The sequence below is a fragment of the Kitasatospora sp. NPDC085879 genome (assembly GCF_040686255.1).
In the GTDB taxonomy this organism is placed as follows: domain Bacteria; phylum Actinomycetota; class Actinomycetes; order Streptomycetales; family Streptomycetaceae; genus Kitasatospora.
This window is the reverse complement of record NZ_JBFBJZ010000009.1, coordinates 53,926-70,411: the sequence shown is the minus strand read 5'-3', so window position 1 is coordinate 70,411 and position 16,486 is coordinate 53,926. Positions and strand designations below refer to the sequence as shown.

The 16,486-nt window shown below is 74.8% G+C and carries 14 protein-coding genes; 9 read left to right on the top strand and 5 right to left on the bottom strand.

Going from position 1 to position 16,486, the window contains the following annotated elements:
- Positions 1–5: 5 nt before the first annotated feature.
- The 7 genes from AB0P35_RS09625 to AB0P35_RS09595 are packed head-to-tail and all read left to right on the top strand — an operon-like array spanning position 6 to position 8,858.
- Positions 6–1,235, top strand: a complete 1,230-nt coding sequence (locus AB0P35_RS09625; RefSeq protein WP_363508963.1) for a glycosyltransferase — start codon at positions 6–8, stop codon at positions 1,233–1,235.
- Entirely contained in the window at positions 1,232–2,608 is a 1,377-nt protein-coding gene (locus AB0P35_RS09620) for a hypothetical protein (RefSeq protein WP_363508728.1), read from the top strand. Before AB0P35_RS09625 ends, AB0P35_RS09620 begins: the two co-directional genes overlap by 4 nt.
- Positions 2,605–3,573: a glycosyltransferase family 2 protein gene (locus AB0P35_RS09615; protein WP_363508725.1), complete on the top strand. Its 969-nt coding sequence runs from the start codon at positions 2,605–2,607 to the stop codon at positions 3,571–3,573. Before AB0P35_RS09620 ends, AB0P35_RS09615 begins: the two co-directional genes overlap by 4 nt.
- Positions 3,570–4,382 carry a polysaccharide deacetylase family protein gene (locus AB0P35_RS09610; protein ID WP_363508722.1) on the top strand — a complete coding sequence of 271 codons (813 nt, stop codon included), beginning with the start codon at positions 3,570–3,572 and terminating at the stop codon, positions 4,380–4,382. The genes AB0P35_RS09615 and AB0P35_RS09610 overlap by 4 nt, the downstream gene beginning before the upstream one ends.
- Positions 4,383–4,426: 44 nt before the next feature.
- Complete coding sequence (locus tag AB0P35_RS09605; RefSeq protein WP_363508719.1) at positions 4,427–6,343, top strand: glycosyltransferase; 1,917 nt, start codon at positions 4,427–4,429, stop codon at positions 6,341–6,343.
- Positions 6,340–7,614 (top strand): glycoside hydrolase family 16 protein, encoded by a 1,275-nt coding sequence (locus AB0P35_RS09600; RefSeq protein WP_363508716.1) that lies wholly within the window; start codon positions 6,340–6,342, stop codon positions 7,612–7,614. Before AB0P35_RS09605 ends, AB0P35_RS09600 begins: the two co-directional genes overlap by 4 nt.
- 23 nt (positions 7,615–7,637) lie before the next feature.
- Positions 7,638–8,858 (top strand): ATP-grasp domain-containing protein, encoded by a 1,221-nt coding sequence (locus tag AB0P35_RS09595; protein ID WP_363508713.1) that lies wholly within the window; start codon positions 7,638–7,640, stop codon positions 8,856–8,858.
- Between the two features lie 80 nt (positions 8,859–8,938).
- On the opposite strand, the gene AB0P35_RS09590 is transcribed toward AB0P35_RS09595, so the two are convergent.
- The 4 genes from AB0P35_RS09590 to ribA all read right to left on the bottom strand — a co-directional run bounded on the left by AB0P35_RS09590 (position 8,939) and on the right by ribA (position 13,016).
- A complete protein-coding gene (locus AB0P35_RS09590; protein ID WP_363508710.1) occupies positions 8,939–10,162 on the bottom strand; it encodes an NAD(P)-binding domain-containing protein in 1,224 nt (407 codons plus the stop codon).
- 99 nt (positions 10,163–10,261) lie between these two features.
- Entirely contained in the window at positions 10,262–10,936 is a 675-nt protein-coding gene (locus AB0P35_RS09585; protein ID WP_095872135.1) for an FxLYD domain-containing protein, read from the bottom strand.
- 153 nt (positions 10,937–11,089) lie between these two features.
- Entirely contained in the window at positions 11,090–12,205 is a 1,116-nt protein-coding gene (locus AB0P35_RS09580) for a chemotaxis protein (protein WP_363508707.1), read from the bottom strand.
- 151 nt (positions 12,206–12,356) lie between these two features.
- Positions 12,357–13,016: a GTP cyclohydrolase II gene (ribA, locus tag AB0P35_RS09575; RefSeq protein ID WP_363508704.1), complete on the bottom strand. Its 660-nt coding sequence runs from the start codon at positions 13,014–13,016 to the stop codon at positions 12,357–12,359.
- 190 nt (positions 13,017–13,206) lie between these two features.
- On the opposite strand from ribA, the gene AB0P35_RS09570 reads away from it, so the two are divergent.
- On the top strand, positions 13,207–14,115 hold the full coding sequence (locus tag AB0P35_RS09570; RefSeq protein WP_095872132.1) for an NADP-dependent oxidoreductase: 909 nt from the start codon (positions 13,207–13,209) through the stop codon (positions 14,113–14,115).
- A gap of 1 nt (position 14,116) precedes the next feature.
- On the top strand, positions 14,117–14,899 hold the full coding sequence (locus tag AB0P35_RS09565) for a VOC family protein (RefSeq protein ID WP_095872131.1): 783 nt from the start codon (positions 14,117–14,119) through the stop codon (positions 14,897–14,899).
- A gap of 1 nt (position 14,900) precedes the next feature.
- Here AB0P35_RS09565 and lnt read toward each other — a convergent pair whose 3' ends face one another.
- Positions 14,901–16,460, bottom strand: coding sequence for an apolipoprotein N-acyltransferase (lnt, locus tag AB0P35_RS09560; RefSeq protein ID WP_363508700.1), 1,560 nt, complete (start codon positions 16,458–16,460; stop codon positions 14,901–14,903).
- Positions 16,461–16,486 lie beyond the last annotated feature (26 nt).

Here is a 16,486-nt window from a genome sequence, read left to right as displayed (position 1 = left end):
TTACCATGATGACCCCGGCCGCCGCCGTACTGCCCGACCCGCCGGCCACGATCGTCGACCTCGACCTCGCCCACCCCTCGGAGCTGAAGGTCCCCGGAGGCGCGGCCGCTCCGCCGCCAGCGGGCGGCCCCGTGCTGGCCCTCGTCCGGCGGCACAGCCACCCGCTCGGCATGGTCACCGTGACCGCCGCCCCCGGGGACACCTCGGGGCTGCGGGCCGCCCTGCTCGCCGCCGGCACCGCACTCGGTGCCACGCCCGTCACCCCGCCGCCCGCGGCCGCCGCCCTGCCCTCGCTCACCGTGATCGTCTGCACCCGCGACCGCACCGAACTGCTCCCGCCGTGCCTGGACGCCCTGCTGCAGGCGGCACCCGCCGACGCCGAACTTCTGCTGGTCGACAACGCCCCCAGCGACCTCGCCACCCACGACCTGATCCGCGACCGGTACGCCGACCGCATCCGCTACCTGTGCGAGCCCGCGCCCGGGGTCTCGCGGGCCCGCAACGCCGGCCTGGCCGCCGCCACCGGCGAGGTGTGCGCCTTCACCGACGACGACACCCTGCCCGACCCCGGCTGGCTGCGCGCCCTGCTGGAGACCTTCCGGGCCGACGCCCGGATCGGCTGCGTCACCGGCCTGGTCCTGCCCGCCGAACTGGACACGCCCTCCCAAGTGGCCTTCGAACTCCACTGCGGCTTCTCCCGCGGCTTCGCCCCGCGCATCTGGTCGCTCGCCGACCAGGGCGGCGACCCGCCCGTCCCCTATACCGTGAGCCGCTTCGGCACCGGTGCCAACATGGCTTTCCGCACCGAGGCCCTGCGAGCCATCGGCGGCTTCGACGAGGCCACCGGTGCCGGCACCCCCACCCGCGGCGGAGAGGACCTGCTGGCCTTCCTCGGCGTCCTCACCACTGGCCGCCTGGTCGCCTACGCGCCTGACGCGCTGGTCTGGCACCGCCACCGCCGCACCCCGTCGGCCCTCCGTTCCCAGGTGTACGGCTACGGCGTCGGCTACGGCGCCTTCCTGGCCGCCGTCGTCGCCCACCGCCCGGCCATGCTGGCCGACCTCGTCCGCGGCCTGCCGGCGATGCTTCCGCTGGCCCCGGGCCGGCGCCGCCCCGACAGCACGCCGGCCCCGCGCGAGCTCGTCCGACTGCAATGCCGCGGCCTGCTCGTCGGGCCGTTCAGCTACCTCGTCAGCCGCAGGCGCCGACGGACACATGGCGGTGGCCGGCCGTGATACCGGAACTGACCCGCCGCCGCACCGCACCGGCCCGCGCGTGCTCGTGCCCGCTGCCGCTGCCCTGCGAGTGCACCTACCGCGCGCTGCTGCGGGCTCGCACCACGGCCATGCTCCGGCGGACCGCGGGCGAGCCGCTGCTGCGCAACGGGCACATCCTGGCCGCCAGCGCGGTGCTCGCGGCCGGGCTCGGCGCGTTGTTCTGGATCTTCGCCACCCGCTGGTACAGCGCCGAGACCGTCGGCACCAGCTACGCGGCGCTCTCGGTCGCCGCCCTGATGTCCGCCCTCGGCCGGTTCAACCTCGGCGACGTCCTCGTCCGGTTCGTCCCGCGTGCCGGGCGGCACACAGGGCGGTTCGTCCTGCGGTCCTATGCGATCGCCGGCGTGTTCAGCGCACTGGCAGCCGTCGGCTTCCTGCTGATCGTCCCGATCGTCGCCCCCAGCCTGGACTTCCTGCGCTCGCCCCTGCTCGGCACCGCCTTCGTCATCGCCGCCGCGGGCTACTCCATCTTCGACCTCCAGGACGGCGCCCTCACCGGCCTGCGCCGCACCGGCTGGGTCCTCGGCGAGAACGTGATCTTCGCCGCCGCCAAGGCCGGCGCCCTCGCCGCCTGCGCCGCCCTCGCCATCGGTACCGGCATCCTCACCTCGTGGGCCGTCGCCCTGGTGCTGGCCATCCTGATCGCCAACTCCGTGCTGTTCCGCCACGCGATCCCGGCCCACCAGCGCGCCGACCGCGAGGGCGCCCCGATGCCGGGCCGGGTGAAGCGCTACGCCACCGCCGACTACCTGGGCAAGCTCGCCGGCATCACCACCTACACGGTGCTGCCGCTGACCGTGCTCGCCCACCTCGGCGCCGCCCAGAACGCGTACTACTCGCTGGCCTGGATCATCGCCGACACCTTCAACATCGCCGTGCTCAGCATGGGTTTTTCCCTCGTAGTCGAGGGCGCCCACGCCCCGGAGCGGCTCCCCGAGCTCGCCCGGCGGATGCTCCGCCACGCCGGGCTGCTGGTGCTCGCCGCCACCGCCGTCGTGGTGGTCGCGGCGCCGTGGATCCTCTCCCTCTTCGGTCCGGACTACGCCCGGTACGGCACCCCCGTCCTGCGGCTGATGGCCGTCGCCTCGCTGCCCACCGTCCTGATCATCGTCGCCATCGACGTCGCCAGGGTCCGGCGCAACCTCCGCCTGCTCATCGGCGTCCAGGTCGCCCAGTGCGTCCTGACCGTCGGCCTCACTTTCGTCCTGCTGCCGCGGTACGGACTCACCGGTGTCGGCCTGGCCTGGCTGCTCGCCTGCTGCGCCGTCGCCGTGCCGCTGCTGCTCACTCTGCCACGCTGGATGAAGGCCCCCGAAGGGAGTCGGGCATGACCACCCCACCGGACACGCGCACCAGCCTCTCGGTCGTCATCTGCGCGTACACCCTGGACCGCTGGGACGACCTGTGCGCGGCCGTGGAGTCCGTCCGCGGCCAGCAGCGGCCCCCGGAGGAACTGCTGCTCGTCATCGACCACTGCCCCGAACTCGCCCGCCGCGCCGAACGGCACTGGCCCGGCGTCCGGGTCGTCCGCAACGAGCAGCGCCGCGGCCTGTCCGGGGCCCGCAACACCGGCGTCCGCGCCGTCAGCGGCGACGTCGTCGCCTTCCTCGACGACGACGCGGTGGCCGCTCCCGACTGGAGCAGCCGCCTGCTGGCCGGCTACCGCGACCCGGAGGTGCTCGGCGTCGGCGGGCTGGTCCGGCCGCGCTGGGAGACCGGCCGGCCCGGCTGGTTCCCCGGCGAGTTCGACTGGGTGGTCGGCTGCTCCTACCGCGGCCTGCCCGAACGGCCCGCCGCGATCCGCAACTTCACCGGCGCCAACATGTCCTTCCGGCGGGCCGTGGCGGTCTCGGCCGGCGGCTTCCGGCTCGACCTCGGCCGCATCGGCACCCGGCCGGTGGGCTGCGAGGAGACCGAGTTCTGCCTACGGCTGGCCGCCCGCCACCCGGGGGCGGTGCTGCGCTACGAACCGGCCGCCGTCGTCCACCATCACGTCCCGCCCACCCGGGCCACCTGGGCGTACTTCCGGGCCCGCTGCTACGCCGAGGGCCGCTCCAAGGCCGTGGTCGCGCAGCACACCGGGCCGCGCCCGGCACTGGCCTCCGAGCGCCGCTACCTGCGGCACGCGCTGCCCTCAGCCGTGCTGCGCAGTCTGCGCCGGGCCGACCTCCGCTCCGCGGGCGCGCTCTGCGCCGGGGCGGGAATCACCCTGCTGGGCTACACCGTGGGCCGCGCCGCCCTGCTGCTGCCCCGGCCGTCCGTGCCCGCCCTCCGGCCGGCGAGGAGCCCGCGATGAGAGCCGTCCCCGTCTTCCTGTACCACTCGGTCTCGGACGACCCGCCGGACTGGATCGCGCCCTACACGGTCTCCCCGAAGACGTTCCGCGAGCAGCTCGACCGGATCGCCGACGCCGGCCTGACCGTCGTCCCGCTGCGCAGGCTGGTCGCAGCCCTGCACGGCGGCCCGCCGCCGCCCTCGAACGCCGCGGTGCTCACCTTCGACGACGGCTACGCCGACTTCTACTGGACGGTCGCCCCGATCCTCACCGAACGCGGCCTGCCGGCCACCCTCTACGTGACTGTCGGCGCCATCCACCCGCCCGGCGGACGCCCCAGCGGCAGCCTGCTGCCCGAGACGCAGATGCTCAACTGGCGCCAGGTGGGCACCCTGGACGCGCTCGGCGTGGAGATCGGCGGCCACTCCCAGACCCACGCCCAGCTCGACACCGTCTACGGCCAGCGGCGCGCCGACGAGATCGCCGGCAGCAAGAAACGCCTGGAGGACGCGGTCGGGCACACCGTGACCGCCTTCGCCTACCCGCACGGGTACTCCAGCCCTGCAGTGCGCCGCCAGGTCCGCGCCGTCGGATGGACGTCGGCGACCGCCGTGGAGAACAAGTTCAGCTCCGCGACCGACGACCCGATGCGGATCTGCCGGCTGATGGTCCGCAGCGACACCCCGGAGAGCGTCTTCGACGACTGGACGGCCGGCCGCGGCAGCCGCATCGGCCCGATCCGGGAGAGCCTCTACACCCGTGGCTGGCGGACCTACCGCCGGTTCACCCGCTTCATCGGCACCCCGGTCGGAGGTCCGCCCAAGGACTGACCACCGCCCGTGCCGCCACGCCCACTGTCCGGAGAGGGCCCTCGATGGTTGACCAGCAGATTGCCGGAGCCGCCGGCCCGGCCGACCCGCCCGCACAACGCCGCCCGCCGTCGGCGCTGCTGGCCCGGGCGGCCGGCGGCCGCGGCCCCGCGGCCTGGCTCACCGTCGGAGCGCTGCCCGCGGCGATCGTGCTGTGGGTGCTCGCCCTGCGCGGCGCGCGGCTCGACCGGATGGGCGACCTCGGCCTGCTCCAGGTCCTGCCGCCGTTCTACTGGGCAAGCTTCGCCCTCCTGCTCGCCGGCTTCCTCGCCGTGCTCTACCGGCCGCGCATCCCGCAGGCCTGGGCCGCGGCGTACGTGGTCGCGCTGATCACCGTGATCCACGCCACCCCGAGCGTGCTCTATCCCACGCTGCGCTACGCCTGGGCGTGGAAGCACGTCGCGGTAGTCGACGCGATGCTCCGGCACGACGGCACCGTGCCGAACGCCGGCGGGCTGGAGATCTACAACGAGTGGCCCGGCTTCTTCCAGCTCAACGTGCTCTTCCTGCGGGCCACCGGCCTGCACTCCGCGCTCGGCTACGCGTCGTGGTGGCCGCTGCTGACCAATCTGCTGCTGCTCGGCCCGCTGCTGCTGCTCTACCGCGCGATCACCGACAGCCGACGCCTCGTCTGGGGCGGTGTCTGGCTCTTCTACTCGATCTCCTGGGTCGGTCAGGACTACTTCGCGCCGCAGGCCTTCGTCTTCGTGCTGTTCGTGCTGCTGCTCGCGCTGGTGCTGGGACGGATGGCCGAGGCGCGCCGGGCGGCGGAGACCGCGGCCGAAGGGCAGCCGGCGTCCACCGCGCTCACCGCCCGGACACCCTGGCTCGGCTGGTACGCCATGGTCGTGGTGGTGCTCGCGGGCATCGTCGTCTCGCACCCGCTGACCCCGGTGATGACGATCAGCGTCCTCGCCATGCTCTGCCTGCGCCGCCGCAACCGCAGGACGGTGCTGCCGGTGCTGGCGGCCGCCGTCGGGATGACCTTCGCCTGGGACGTCACCGTCGCCCGCCCCTACCTGTCGCAGAACATCGGCGGGCTGATCGCCGGCCTCACCGCGGCCGAAAGCAACGTCCGTCCGCCCAATCAGCTGAAACTCGGCACCGTGGCGCCGGACCAGGTGGCGGTCGGCTGGCTGTCCCTCGGCATGTCCGGGACGATCGGCCTGCTCGCCCTGATCTCGCTGATCGGCCACCGGTGGGTACGGCGCACCGGCCTGGTCGCCGTCCTGTTCGGTCCACTGCCCCTGCTGCTCGGCAACGGCTACGGCGGCGAGATGATCCTGCGCGCCTACCTCTTCGTGCTCCCGGCCACCGCCTTCCTGGCCGCCACGGTCCTCCTGCGCGACGGCCGCCGTCCCGTGCTGCACCGCGCCCTCGCCGCCGTCGCAGCCACCGTGCTGGCCCTCGGCATGTTCGGCAACTACTACAGCAAGGAAGCACTGAAGTACTTCACCCCGCAGGAGGTCGAGGCACTGCGCCTGGTCACCACGGACGCCCCGGCGGGCACCCGCATCGTCTTCGCCACCGGCACCGCCCTCCCCGGCGGCGAAATGCACTACGACGAGGACCGCACCCGGATCGTGCTCAGCCAGCTCCCGGAGGAGGAGCAGCGCCGCATGCTGGCCGACCCGCTGCCGGTGCTACGCCGGGAGCTGACCTACCCGGTGGTGGCCGGCCCGTCCTACCTCGTCCTCACCCGGGCCCAGATCGCCGACTGCCGGCTGACCGGGGTGCTGCCCGAGGACACCGTCCGCCGGCTGGCCGATCTCGCGGCCGGCTCACCGGAGTTCCGCGCCGTGTACACCGGTCCCGACGCGGTGGTCTACCAGTACGTGGCGCCGTCCACCGACGGTCCCACCGGGGTCGCACCGGCCGGAGGCATCGAGAACCAGCCCCAGCCCGAAGAGAGGCAGCCGTGATTGCCGGCCCCTACCTGCGCCTCGCGCTCGCCCTGCTCGCCTGGGCCGGGGTGGCCGCGACCACCCTGAACGCCGGCCCGGTGCGGGCCGCCACCGCGGCCGTCGCCGTACTGGCCGTGCCGGGCACGGCCCTGGTGCTGCGCTGCCGCTGGCCCGCCGGCGTCCGGCAGGCCCCCCTGACCGCCGTGGTGCCCGCCCTCGCCTGCAGCACCGTCCTCGCGACGGCGGCCGCCACCCCGATGCTGCTCACCCACACGTTCACCGCCCGAAGGGTGCTGGTGGTGCTCGCGGTCCTCACCACGCTGCTGGTGCTGCCCTACCCGCGGCGGCGGCCGCCGCCCGACCCGGCGAACCGGTTCGCCCGGCCGGCACCGCCCCCGCCGACCGGCCGGCACCGCGGCCCGTCGCTGCGGGCCGGCGCACTGGCTGCGGCCTGCCTGCTGGCCGGAGCCGCCGCCTGCGCAGATCCGACCGCCCTGACCTCCCCGGCGCCGAACGCCCGAGCGGAAAGCGAGGGCACCGTGCAGGCGACCGAACCGCCGAACCTGCCGGGCGCCTGGCACCTGGTCTTCCACGACGACTTCAACGGCTCCCGCCTGAACACCAAGGACTGGACCACCTGCTACGACTGGAACATCGGCGGCTGCACCAACGCGGGGAACCACGAGCTGGAGTGGTACCTGCCCGGCCAGGTGTCCGTCGCCGACGGCAACCTCACCCTCACCGCCCAGCGCCGGGAGACCCACGGCACCGATGGCAAGACCTACCCCTGGACCTCCGGCATGGTCACCACCGGCCGGGACCACTGGGACGGCACCCCGCGGCACACCTTCACCTACGGCTACTACGCCGCCGCCATCAAGGTGCCCGCCGAGGCCGAGGGCATGTTCCCCGCCTTCTGGCTGATCCCGGCGGAGACCCGCGGCACCCCACCCGAGATCGACATCGTGGAGTTCATCAACACGGCGACCCAGGTCTCCGCCAACCTGCACTGGCGCGCCCCCGACGGCAGCGACACCCACATCGGCAACAGCTACGGCCCCCGCGACTTCGCCGACGGCTACCACGTGTACGCCGTCGACTGGCAGCCCGACTCGGTCACCTGGTACGTCGACGGCGTTCAGCGCTTCCAGGTCACCGAACCGGCCGCGATCCCGCACGTCGCCATGGAACTGGTGATCAACCTGGCGGTCGGCTTCCAGGTCGCGCCGCCGTCCGGTGTCGACTCCGCCCGGCTGAACGTCGGCTGGGTCGCCGTCTGGCAGCGCTGACCCACTCAAGGAGGTGGACACCGATGCATGCCCACAGGCCCGAACTGGACCGCGCGGTACCCGCGCTGTTGGTCAAGGTCGGCAGGTACCCGGACGCATACGGCGCCACCGGTGCCGCCCGCTCGCTCGGCCGGGCCGGGGTACCGGTGTACGCCATGGTGGAGGACCCGCTCACCCCGACCGCGCTCTCCCGCTACGTGCGCCGGGCCTTCGCCCGGCCCGGCACCGGCTGCGAACCCGCCGAGGTCCTGGTCGCCCAACTGCTCGCCGCCGGCCGGGCGATCGGCCGCCGCAGCGTCGCGGTGCCCACCGACGACGAGGCGGCCGTGCTGCTCGCCGAGCACCAGGAGGAACTCGCCCCGTACTTCCTGCTGCCGCCGGTACCGCCCGGACTGCCGCGCCGGCTCGCCGACAAGGGCGGGCTCCGCGAGCTCTGCCGGGCGCACGGCGTGGCCACCCCCCGCGCCTGCACCCCCGCCGACCGCGGCGAACTCCTCGCAACGGCGAGCGAGTGGGGCTACCCGGTGGTCCTGAAGAACCTCGCCCCCTTCACCCGGCTGGCCAGGCCGGCCGTCAGCCACACCACGATCGTGCCCGACGAAGCGGCCCTGTTGGCCGCGTGCCCGTCCGACGGCCCGCTCTCGCTGCTGCTCCAGGAGTACGTCCCGCAGGCCTGCGCCGAGGACTGGATCGCCCACCTGTGCTGCGGCCCGGGCGGCAGGCCGCTGGTCGTCTTCACCGGGGTCAAGGACCGCTCGTGGCCGCCGGAGACCGGCGTCACCACCCGCGGCCACACCCGGTCCAACCCCGAACTCGCCGCACTGACCGCCGACTTCTGCGAGGCCATCGGCTACTGCGGCACCGCCGACCTGGACTGGCGCTACGACCGGCGCGACGACCGCTACAAGCTGGTGGACTTCAACCCACGCAACGGCGCCCAGTTCCGCCTGTTCGAGACGGTGGACGGGGTGGACGTCGTCCGGGCCCTCCACCTGTCGCTCACCGGCCGCCGGGTCCCGGCCGCTCCCCAGCGCCCGCGACGCTTCCGGATGGGCCGGCTCGACACCCTCTCCGCGCTGTCCGGCGCCTGGCAGGACCGCTGCCGCCCCTGGGGCCTGTGGCCGGAGCCGCATACCGAGCATGCCTGGTTCGCCTCGGACGACCCGGCCCCCGCCGCCATGGCACTGCTCCGCTTCAGCCTGTCCGCCCCCTACCGCCTCCTGCGCACCACCCTCCACTCCTGATCGAGCGCCAAGGGCGAGTGCCTCAGAGGCGCTGGTCGACCACCAGAGGCCTCACAGGCCCCTGGTGGTCGACCCGCCTTCTACGCAGTACTGCTGCGGGCGGCGATGTGGTGGCCGATCCGTCGGGCCGCGAAGCGGGTGCCGCAGACGAACCGCATTACCGGTCCGAAGGTGTCGGCCGCCGCCAGCCCGGTGAAGTACAGGCCCGGTACCGAGGATTCGAAGCCTGGGGCCAGCCGCGGTGCGCCCCGCTCCGTACGGCGTACGGCCCGGCGCAGTCCTTCGTCCAGGATGTCGAGCCGCGCCACGTCCACCCGGTAGCCGGTGGCCGCCAGGACGTGGTCCGCCTCCAGCAGTTCGGTCGGGCCTTCGAGGCTCAGCCGGACGGTGCCGTCGACCGCCTCGGCCGCCGCCAGCGGGTGCCTGGTGAGCACCGGGAACTGCCCGTCCACCCGGTCCTGCAGCCACCATGCCCCGGCCGGGCCGAGCACCTTGCGGACCCGGACGGCCCGCGCCTCGTCCGGCAGGAACCGGAAGGCCCAGGGGATGTCGGTGTAGGCGCGCAGACCCCACCCCGGGCCGAGCCCGCTGGACGGCTTGGTCACCCGGGCGGTGAGCGGGCGGGTGGACGGCACGTCGGCGTCCGGCGTGTCACCGAACACCAGCCGGGGGCCGCGCACCACCACGGTGGGGGAGGCCCCGGCCTCGTGCAGCAGAGCCGCGCTCTCCAGGGCCGACTGACCGGCCCCGACCACCGCCACCCGCTGCCCCGCGAACTTCGCCAGGTCGGCGTGCTCACTGGTGTGCGAGCATCGGCCCGCCTCGACCACCGCGGAAAGTTCGGGCGGGATGTGCGCGAAGGGCCGCAAGCCGGTCGCCACCACCACCGAGCGGGCCGACACCGTCTGGCCGTCCTCCAACGAGACCCGGAAGCCGCCCGGCGCGCCCTCGACCCCGGTGACCTGCGTGTGCTCCAGCTCGGGTACCCGCTGCCGCTGGAACCACTCGCCGTACTCGATGAACTCGGCCAGCGGAATCGGGTACGTGTCACCCACCGTGCCGCGGCCGGAGCGGGAGCGGAAGTCGTTGAACCCGTACCGGCCCGACGGGTCGGAGATGCCGGACGCCCGCGGCGTCGACTTGAGGAACATCCCCGCGGGCATGTGCTCGCGCCAGCCCGCCATCGGCTCACCGAACACCCGGAAGGACACGCCGGCGCCCCGCAGGTGCGCGGCCGCCGCCAGTCCGTACGGGCCGGCGCCGATCACGACGGCCTCAGGATCACCAGTACCTCGTCCCAGCATGTGCGGTCACCTCCGGTGACATCCGGTGCGGATCAACCCCGGTCCCAGGATGGGGCCGGGTCATCAGGTCGGCACCCCGGCCGCGTGCCGGATCACCGATTAGAAGCGCTGCGCCCGGACGACCTTGGCGCTCGCCGCGTCCACCTTCTGGTCACCGTGCGCGAGCACCGTGCGGCGCTCGCCCGGGGCGACGTCCGCGGTGCCGACCACCACCGTCTCCACGGTGGCGCCGGAGGTGTCCACGAAGTCCACCTGCACCGCATAGCTCGCCTTCTGCGACGAGGAGTTGGTGATGGTGACGGTGGCCGCCGGGAAGCCGTCGGTGGCGGTGGTGGGCACACCGGTCAGCGTCACGTCGCCGATCGCGTTGCCGGTGCCGGCCACCCCGCTCAGCGCGGCACTGGCACTCTGCCGGGACTTCGACACCTGCGCGGACACCGAGGACTCGAAGGCGGCCGCCCGGGACTCCACCGAGGCCGCCGCCGCGGAGGCGGACGCGGCCCGGGCCAGGGCGGCCTCCGAGATCAGCGCGGCGGCGCTCGACGCGGCGGCCGAGGCGTCCTCGCCGGCCAGCTCCGAGGCCTCGGCGGCGGCCGAGGCCGCGTGCCGGGAGGCCTCCGCGGCGGCCGACACGACCGCCGGGCTGATCCCGCCCTTCGTCTTCTCCGAGCTGCACGCCGCGGCCGTCGCGGTCAGGGCGGCGGCCGCGACGAGGATCGCGCCGGCCCGGGCGGTGGGCCCGGTGAGGGAGCGAAGGCGGGGGTGCGGGGACATGGCGGCTCCTGGAACGCTCGGCCGAGGGGACACGACCCGTCCAGCCTCCGTCGCGGGGCGGCCCGCCGCGCGTAGGGCTGCGCCGGGCGGGTGCGCCGCGGCCCCCGACCCGCGCGGTGCGGGCCGGGGGCCGCGGCGGCCGGTCGGCCGCGGTCAGTAGCGCAGCACCGCGGCGATCCGGTCGTGCGCGCTGAGCTGCTCGTCGGGCAGGAAGACCACCTCGGCGCCCTTGTCCAGCGCGGTCTCCACGAGTTCGTCGACGATGTCCTCACGGACGCCGGCCTCCCAGCCGCCGGCCGTGTCGCCGTCCACCGGCGCGAGGTGACCGTCGGCGACGCGCATCGTCCGCTGGAAGTGCTCCTCGACGGCCACCATCTCGGCCCGGCCCTCGCAGACGGCCTCCCAGACCTCGTCCAGGCCGGCCGCGAAGGCCCGGCGGCTGCGGGCCGAGTCCAGCGCGGACGCCACCCGGTCGGACTCGTGTGCGGTGAACTGGGCCATCGCCGGGGCGAGTTCCTGCAGCAGGGTGCGGTCCGGGCCGTCGGTGAGGCCGCCCTTGAGCACGGTCGCGACCGCGGAGCCCGCCGCCGCGCCCGCCTCCTGCAGCGCGGACACCGCCTGGGGCAGGCCGACCAGGAACAGCGGGCGGCGGTCCGCACCGAGGACGCCGCCGACCGCGGTGTCCACGGCGCGCAGGAAGCGCCGGGTCTCCTCGTCGCTGAAGGTGCTGGGCTGGCCGCCGGTGCGCTCCTCGCGCTGGACGTCCCAGTCCACACCCTCCGGCTCCATCGGGAAGCCGTCCGCCTCGTGCTCGTGCAGGGCGAGCCCGGCGCCGCTCCACAGGGTGGCCCGGTCGGCGGCCACCGCCAGCACCCAGTACGGGCGCTCCTGCGCCTTGGCGGCGACCAGGTTGCGGGTCAGGAAGGTGTCGCTCAGCACGACGCGCTCCGGCACCTCGCGGGGCAGGCTCCAGACCTGGTGCTGGTCGCGGGTCGCGTACACCACCAGACCGTCCAGGGAGTGCCGCAGGTCCACCTCGGCGACCGCGCGCTCCAGCTGCCGGTGCAGCTCGATGCGGTCCTGCCGGGAGGCCTCCGGGTCGGCGTCGATGCGCCGCTCGGCCTCCGCGAGGAGGTTCCTCAGCCGAACCGCGTCCTGGGCGTTGTCCGGCTCGCGGCGGTGCGTCGGCATGGTCAGCGAGATTGCCGGGTAGGGCCGGGGGCTGCGCAGTTCGCGCAGGGCTTCGGCTGTGAGGGAGTCGGTTTCCACGGGCGCTCTCCCGGGTCGGTCCGCGCCGGGAGGAGACCCGGCGGGGCCGCGGGGCGGGTGCAGCGACGGATGGCGCGGCCCACCGCCCGACGCTTCCACGCGGACGGGGCCGCCGCGCGCGCGCTGCGCCGTTCGGGTGAGGTGAGCCCGGTCAGGCGCCCAGCGACAGGAACTCGATGCCGTGGCCGGCGGTGCGGGAGGTGCCGTCCGCCTTGGTGCGCAGGTAGCGGACGTTGCTGTCGGAGAGGTGCACGCCCGTCGGCACCCGCTCGGCCACCGTGATGCCCAGCCGGGAGAGCTGGCCGGCCTTGTCGGGGTTGTTGGAGAGCAGCCGGATGCCGGTGGCGCCGAGCGTGCCGAGCATCTGGGCGGCGGCGGTGTAGTCGCGGCCGTCCTCGGGCAGCCCGAGCGCGGTGTTCGCCTGGTAGGTGTCCAGGCCGGAGTCCTGCAGCGCGTAGGCGTCCAGCTTGTTGTAGAGGCCGATGCCGCGGCCCTCCTGACGGAGGTACAGCAGGTAGCCGCCGGCCTCGGCGATCCGCTCCACGGACTCGCGCAGCTGAGGGCCGCAGTCGCAGCGGGCCGAGCCGAAGACGTCGCCGGTCAGGCACTCGGAGTGCAGCCGCACCAGCGGGGTGTCGCCGACCTCGCCGAGGGCGAGCGCCAGGTGCTCGGCGCCGTCCGCCAGTCCGTGGAAGGTGAACACCTCGGCCTCGACCCGGAAGCCGTCCGGGAACGCCAGCGGGATGCGCACCCGGGAACGCACGGTGGCGGGCGCGGGCAGCGGCGTCCGGGCGGTGTCGGTCTGCGGCATGGCCGGCCTCCGAGTCGTGTGGTTCAGATTTGAACCGGTTGGTCCGGCTCCGACCGTACCCCGTGGTTCCAATTTGAACAACTGCCTTCGCCTCCCGCACAACCGTCCCGTTCGGCCCACCATTCCCGGCCGTCCCGGCCCGTCGCCCAGCAAGCTGGGCGGAGGAAGTCGCCGACCCCGAGGGAGCAGCATGTCCAAGGCGTTCGGATACCGGGCGTTCGGAGGCCCGGAGCAGCAGGAGTTCCTGGACCGCCCCGTGCCCGTCCCCGGGCCGGACCGGCTGCAGATCGCCGTCCGCGCCGCCGGGGTCAACCCGGTGGACTGGAAGATCCGCAACGGATGGCTCGGCACCGACCGCCCGCTGCCCGCCGTCCTCGGCACCGAGGCCGCCGGCGTGGTGGAGGCGGTCGGCCCCGGGGTCGAGGGCTTCGCCGTCGGCGACGAGGTCTTCGGTGTCGCGGTCGGCGGCGGCTACGCCGAGCACGCCCTGCTGGACGCCGATGTCAGCGCCCGCAAGCCGCCCGGGGTGGGCTTCGCCGAGGCCGCCGCCCTGCCCGTCGCCGCCGCCACCGCCTGGGACGCCGTCGAACAGCTCGCCCTGGACCCCGGCCGCACCCTGCTCGTCCTCGGCATCGCCGGCGGTGTCGGCGGCGCCGCCGCGCAGATCGCCCGCGCCCGCGGCGTCAAGGTGGTCGGCACCGCCGCCGACCGCAACCGCGACTGGGTCGCCTCCGTCGGCGCCGTGCAGATCAGGTACGGCGAGGGCGTCGCCGACCGGATCAGGGCCGCCGCCCCGGACGGCGTCGACGGTCTGCTCGACCTGATCGGCGGCGAGGACCTGCGGGAGGCCGCCGCCGTCCTCACCGACCGCACCCGGCTGGTGTCCACCGCCGACCCGGACACCGCCGCCGCACTGGGCGGCAGCGCCGTCCGCCGCAACCCCGGCCGTGAGGCCCTCGCGCACGTCGCCGACCTCGTCGCGTCCGGTGCCCTCGACCCGCGGATCACCGCGACCTACCCGCTCGACCGGGCTCCGGAGGCACTCGCCGAGGTCGAGTCCGGACACGCCCGCGGCAAACTCGTCCTGGTGGTGGAGTGAGATGAGAATCGACAGGCCCGCGCTCGGCGCCCCCTGCTGGGTGGAGATCTCCACCGCCGACCCCGAGGGGTCCAAGGCCTTCTACCGCGAGGCGTTCGGCTGGCGCACCGAGGTCGACAGCAACCCCGAGGCCGGCGGCTACACGCTGATGATGCTCGGCACCGACCCGGTCGCCGGCCTCAGCCCCGTCCAGCGCTCCGGCCAGCCCACCACCTGGACGATCTCCTTCACGGTCGCCGACGCGGACGCCGCCGCGACGGCCGTGCGCGGCGCCGGGGGACGGGTGCTCATGGAGCCCGCCGACGTCCTCGACCTCGGCCGCTTCGCGGTCGCCGCCGACCCGGCCGGCGCCGTCTTCTCGCTCTGGCAGGCCCGCGCCTTCACCGGCACCCCGCTGATCGACGAACCCGGCGCGCTCGGCTGGGTCGAACTCGCCACCCGCGACACCCATGGCGCCAAGGAGTTCTACCCGAGGGTCTTCGGCTGGAGCGTCACCGTCGGCGAGATGTACACCCAGTGGGGCCTGCCCGGCCGGGAGTTCGGCGGCATGGCCGACATGGCCGACCAGTTCCCCGCCGACGCCGGCCCCTACTGGATGCCGTACTTCGCCGTCGCCGACGTCGACACCACCACCGAACGCGCCGCCGTCCTCGGCGCCACCATCGTCCTCCCGCCCACCGACGTCCCGGACGGCCCCCGGCTCGCCGTCCTGCACGACCCGCAGGGCGCGATCTTCGGCATCCACGTCGCCGGCGGCGGCTCGGGGGAGCCCGGCGGATCCTGACTCAGGTGCGGCCGCGGGCCGTCGGCTCCGCCTCCTGCGGCTCCCCGGCCACCGACCCGCCGGCCGCGGAACCCGCAGCACGGCGGCGGGCCAGCACCACGGCCCCGGACAGCACCGTCACCGCCACCGCGCCCAGCGGCACCCAGTCGCCGAGCCGGTCGTACCAGGTCAGCGCCGACGGATCGGCCAGCGGCACCCGCACCACCAGCGCCCCCGACTCGTCGGTACCCAGCCGGGCCAGCCGCCGCCCCTGCGGGTCGTACGCCACCGACTCGCCCGTCAGCGCCGCCTGCACCACCGGGCGGCCCGTCTCCGCCGCCCGGATCGCGCCCAGCGAGGCGTGCTGCGCCGGCGCCCAGGTGTGCTGGAACGTCGACGTCGCCGACTGGTACACGATCAGCGGCGCACCGTCCCGCGCCGCGGCCCGCGCCATGTCCGGGAAGGCCGACTCGAAGCAGATCAGCGCACCCACCGGCATCGGCGCACCCGCCCGGTCGGTCGTCGGCAGCAGGTGGAAGGCGGCACCCGGCGCCCGGTTCTCGCCCGCGGCCCTGCTCACCCCCGAGATCCAGCCGAGCGCCGAACGGAACGGGATGTACTCGCCGAACGGCACCAGCCGGATCTTGCGGTAGCGGGCCGCCACGCCGTCCGGGGTGACCAGCACCGCGTCCTTGGAGATCCGGCCGTCCGCCTTGCGGGCGTCCTCACCGACCAGGAGCTGCGCACCGCTCGACGCGGACAGCGCCCGCAGGCCGGCCAGCACGGCGGTGTCCCGGTCCAGGTCGGCGGTGGTGCTGCTCTCGCCCCACACCACAAGGTCCACCGGCCGGCCTGCCAGGCCCCGGGTGATCCGGGTGCTCGCCGCCAGCCGCGACGCGTCGTCGGGCGTCTGGCCGGGCTGCACCAGCGCCACCGTCGCCGAACCGTCCCGCGGGGGCGGCGCAAGCACCGCGAACAGCACCGGGCCCACCGCCAGACACGCCGCCACCGCGGCGGCCGGCAGCACCCGCAGCCGTCCCGTGCAGAGCAGCACGACCGCCGTGTTGCAGGCCACCAGCACCGCGCCGACCAGCCACACCCCGCCCACCGAGGCCAGCGCCAGCACCGACGGATGCTCCCACTGGCTCGCCCCGAGCAGCGCCCACGGGCCGCCCAGCGCATGCCAGGACCGGGCGAACTCGCAGGCCACCCAGACCGACGGCAGGACCACCAGCGCGGCGGCCGCCCGCCGCGGCCCCACCCGGCCGTGCAGCAGCCGCCACACCGCGAAGCCGAACGCCGCCTGCAGCGCCCCGACCACCACCGCCAGCGGCAGCAGCGCGGGCCCGATCGACGGCACCAGCCAGTACATCGCGACCAGGATGAACCCGGCCCCGAACCACCAGCCCCGCACCGCCGCCTCGCGCCCGCCCGGTGCCGCCCGCATCAGCAGCATCCCGGGCACCAGGGCCACCCACGCCAACCACGCCTGCCCCGCACCCGGGAAGGCCAGGACCGGCAGCCCCCCGGCCGCCAGGGCGGCCCAACGGGCGGGCTGCGACAACGCCGTGCGCAACGTCATGCGGAGATCGTATGCACCGGAAGGGC

Coding starts and splice junctions, on each gene's coding strand:
- AB0P35_RS09565 (WP_095872131.1), top strand. CDS start 14,117: ATGAGAATCGACAGGCCCGCGCTCGGCGCCCCCTGCTGGGTGGAGATC.
- AB0P35_RS09595 (WP_363508713.1), top strand. CDS start 7,638: ATGCATGCCCACAGGCCCGAACTGGACCGCGCGGTACCCGCGCTGTTG.
- lnt (WP_363508700.1), bottom strand. CDS start 16,460: ATGACGTTGCGCACGGCGTTGTCGCAGCCCGCCCGTTGGGCCGCCCTG.
- AB0P35_RS09625 (WP_363508963.1), top strand. CDS start 6: ATGATGACCCCGGCCGCCGCCGTACTGCCCGACCCGCCGGCCACGATC.
- AB0P35_RS09585 (WP_095872135.1), bottom strand. CDS start 10,936: ATGTCCCCGCACCCCCGCCTTCGCTCCCTCACCGGGCCCACCGCCCGG.
- AB0P35_RS09605 (WP_363508719.1), top strand. CDS start 4,427: ATGGTTGACCAGCAGATTGCCGGAGCCGCCGGCCCGGCCGACCCGCCC.
- AB0P35_RS09610 (WP_363508722.1), top strand. CDS start 3,570: ATGAGAGCCGTCCCCGTCTTCCTGTACCACTCGGTCTCGGACGACCCG.
- AB0P35_RS09570 (WP_095872132.1), top strand. CDS start 13,207: ATGTCCAAGGCGTTCGGATACCGGGCGTTCGGAGGCCCGGAGCAGCAG.
- ribA (WP_363508704.1), bottom strand. CDS start 13,016: ATGCCGCAGACCGACACCGCCCGGACGCCGCTGCCCGCGCCCGCCACC.
- AB0P35_RS09590 (WP_363508710.1), bottom strand. CDS start 10,162: ATGCTGGGACGAGGTACTGGTGATCCTGAGGCCGTCGTGATCGGCGCC.
- AB0P35_RS09615 (WP_363508725.1), top strand. CDS start 2,605: ATGACCACCCCACCGGACACGCGCACCAGCCTCTCGGTCGTCATCTGC.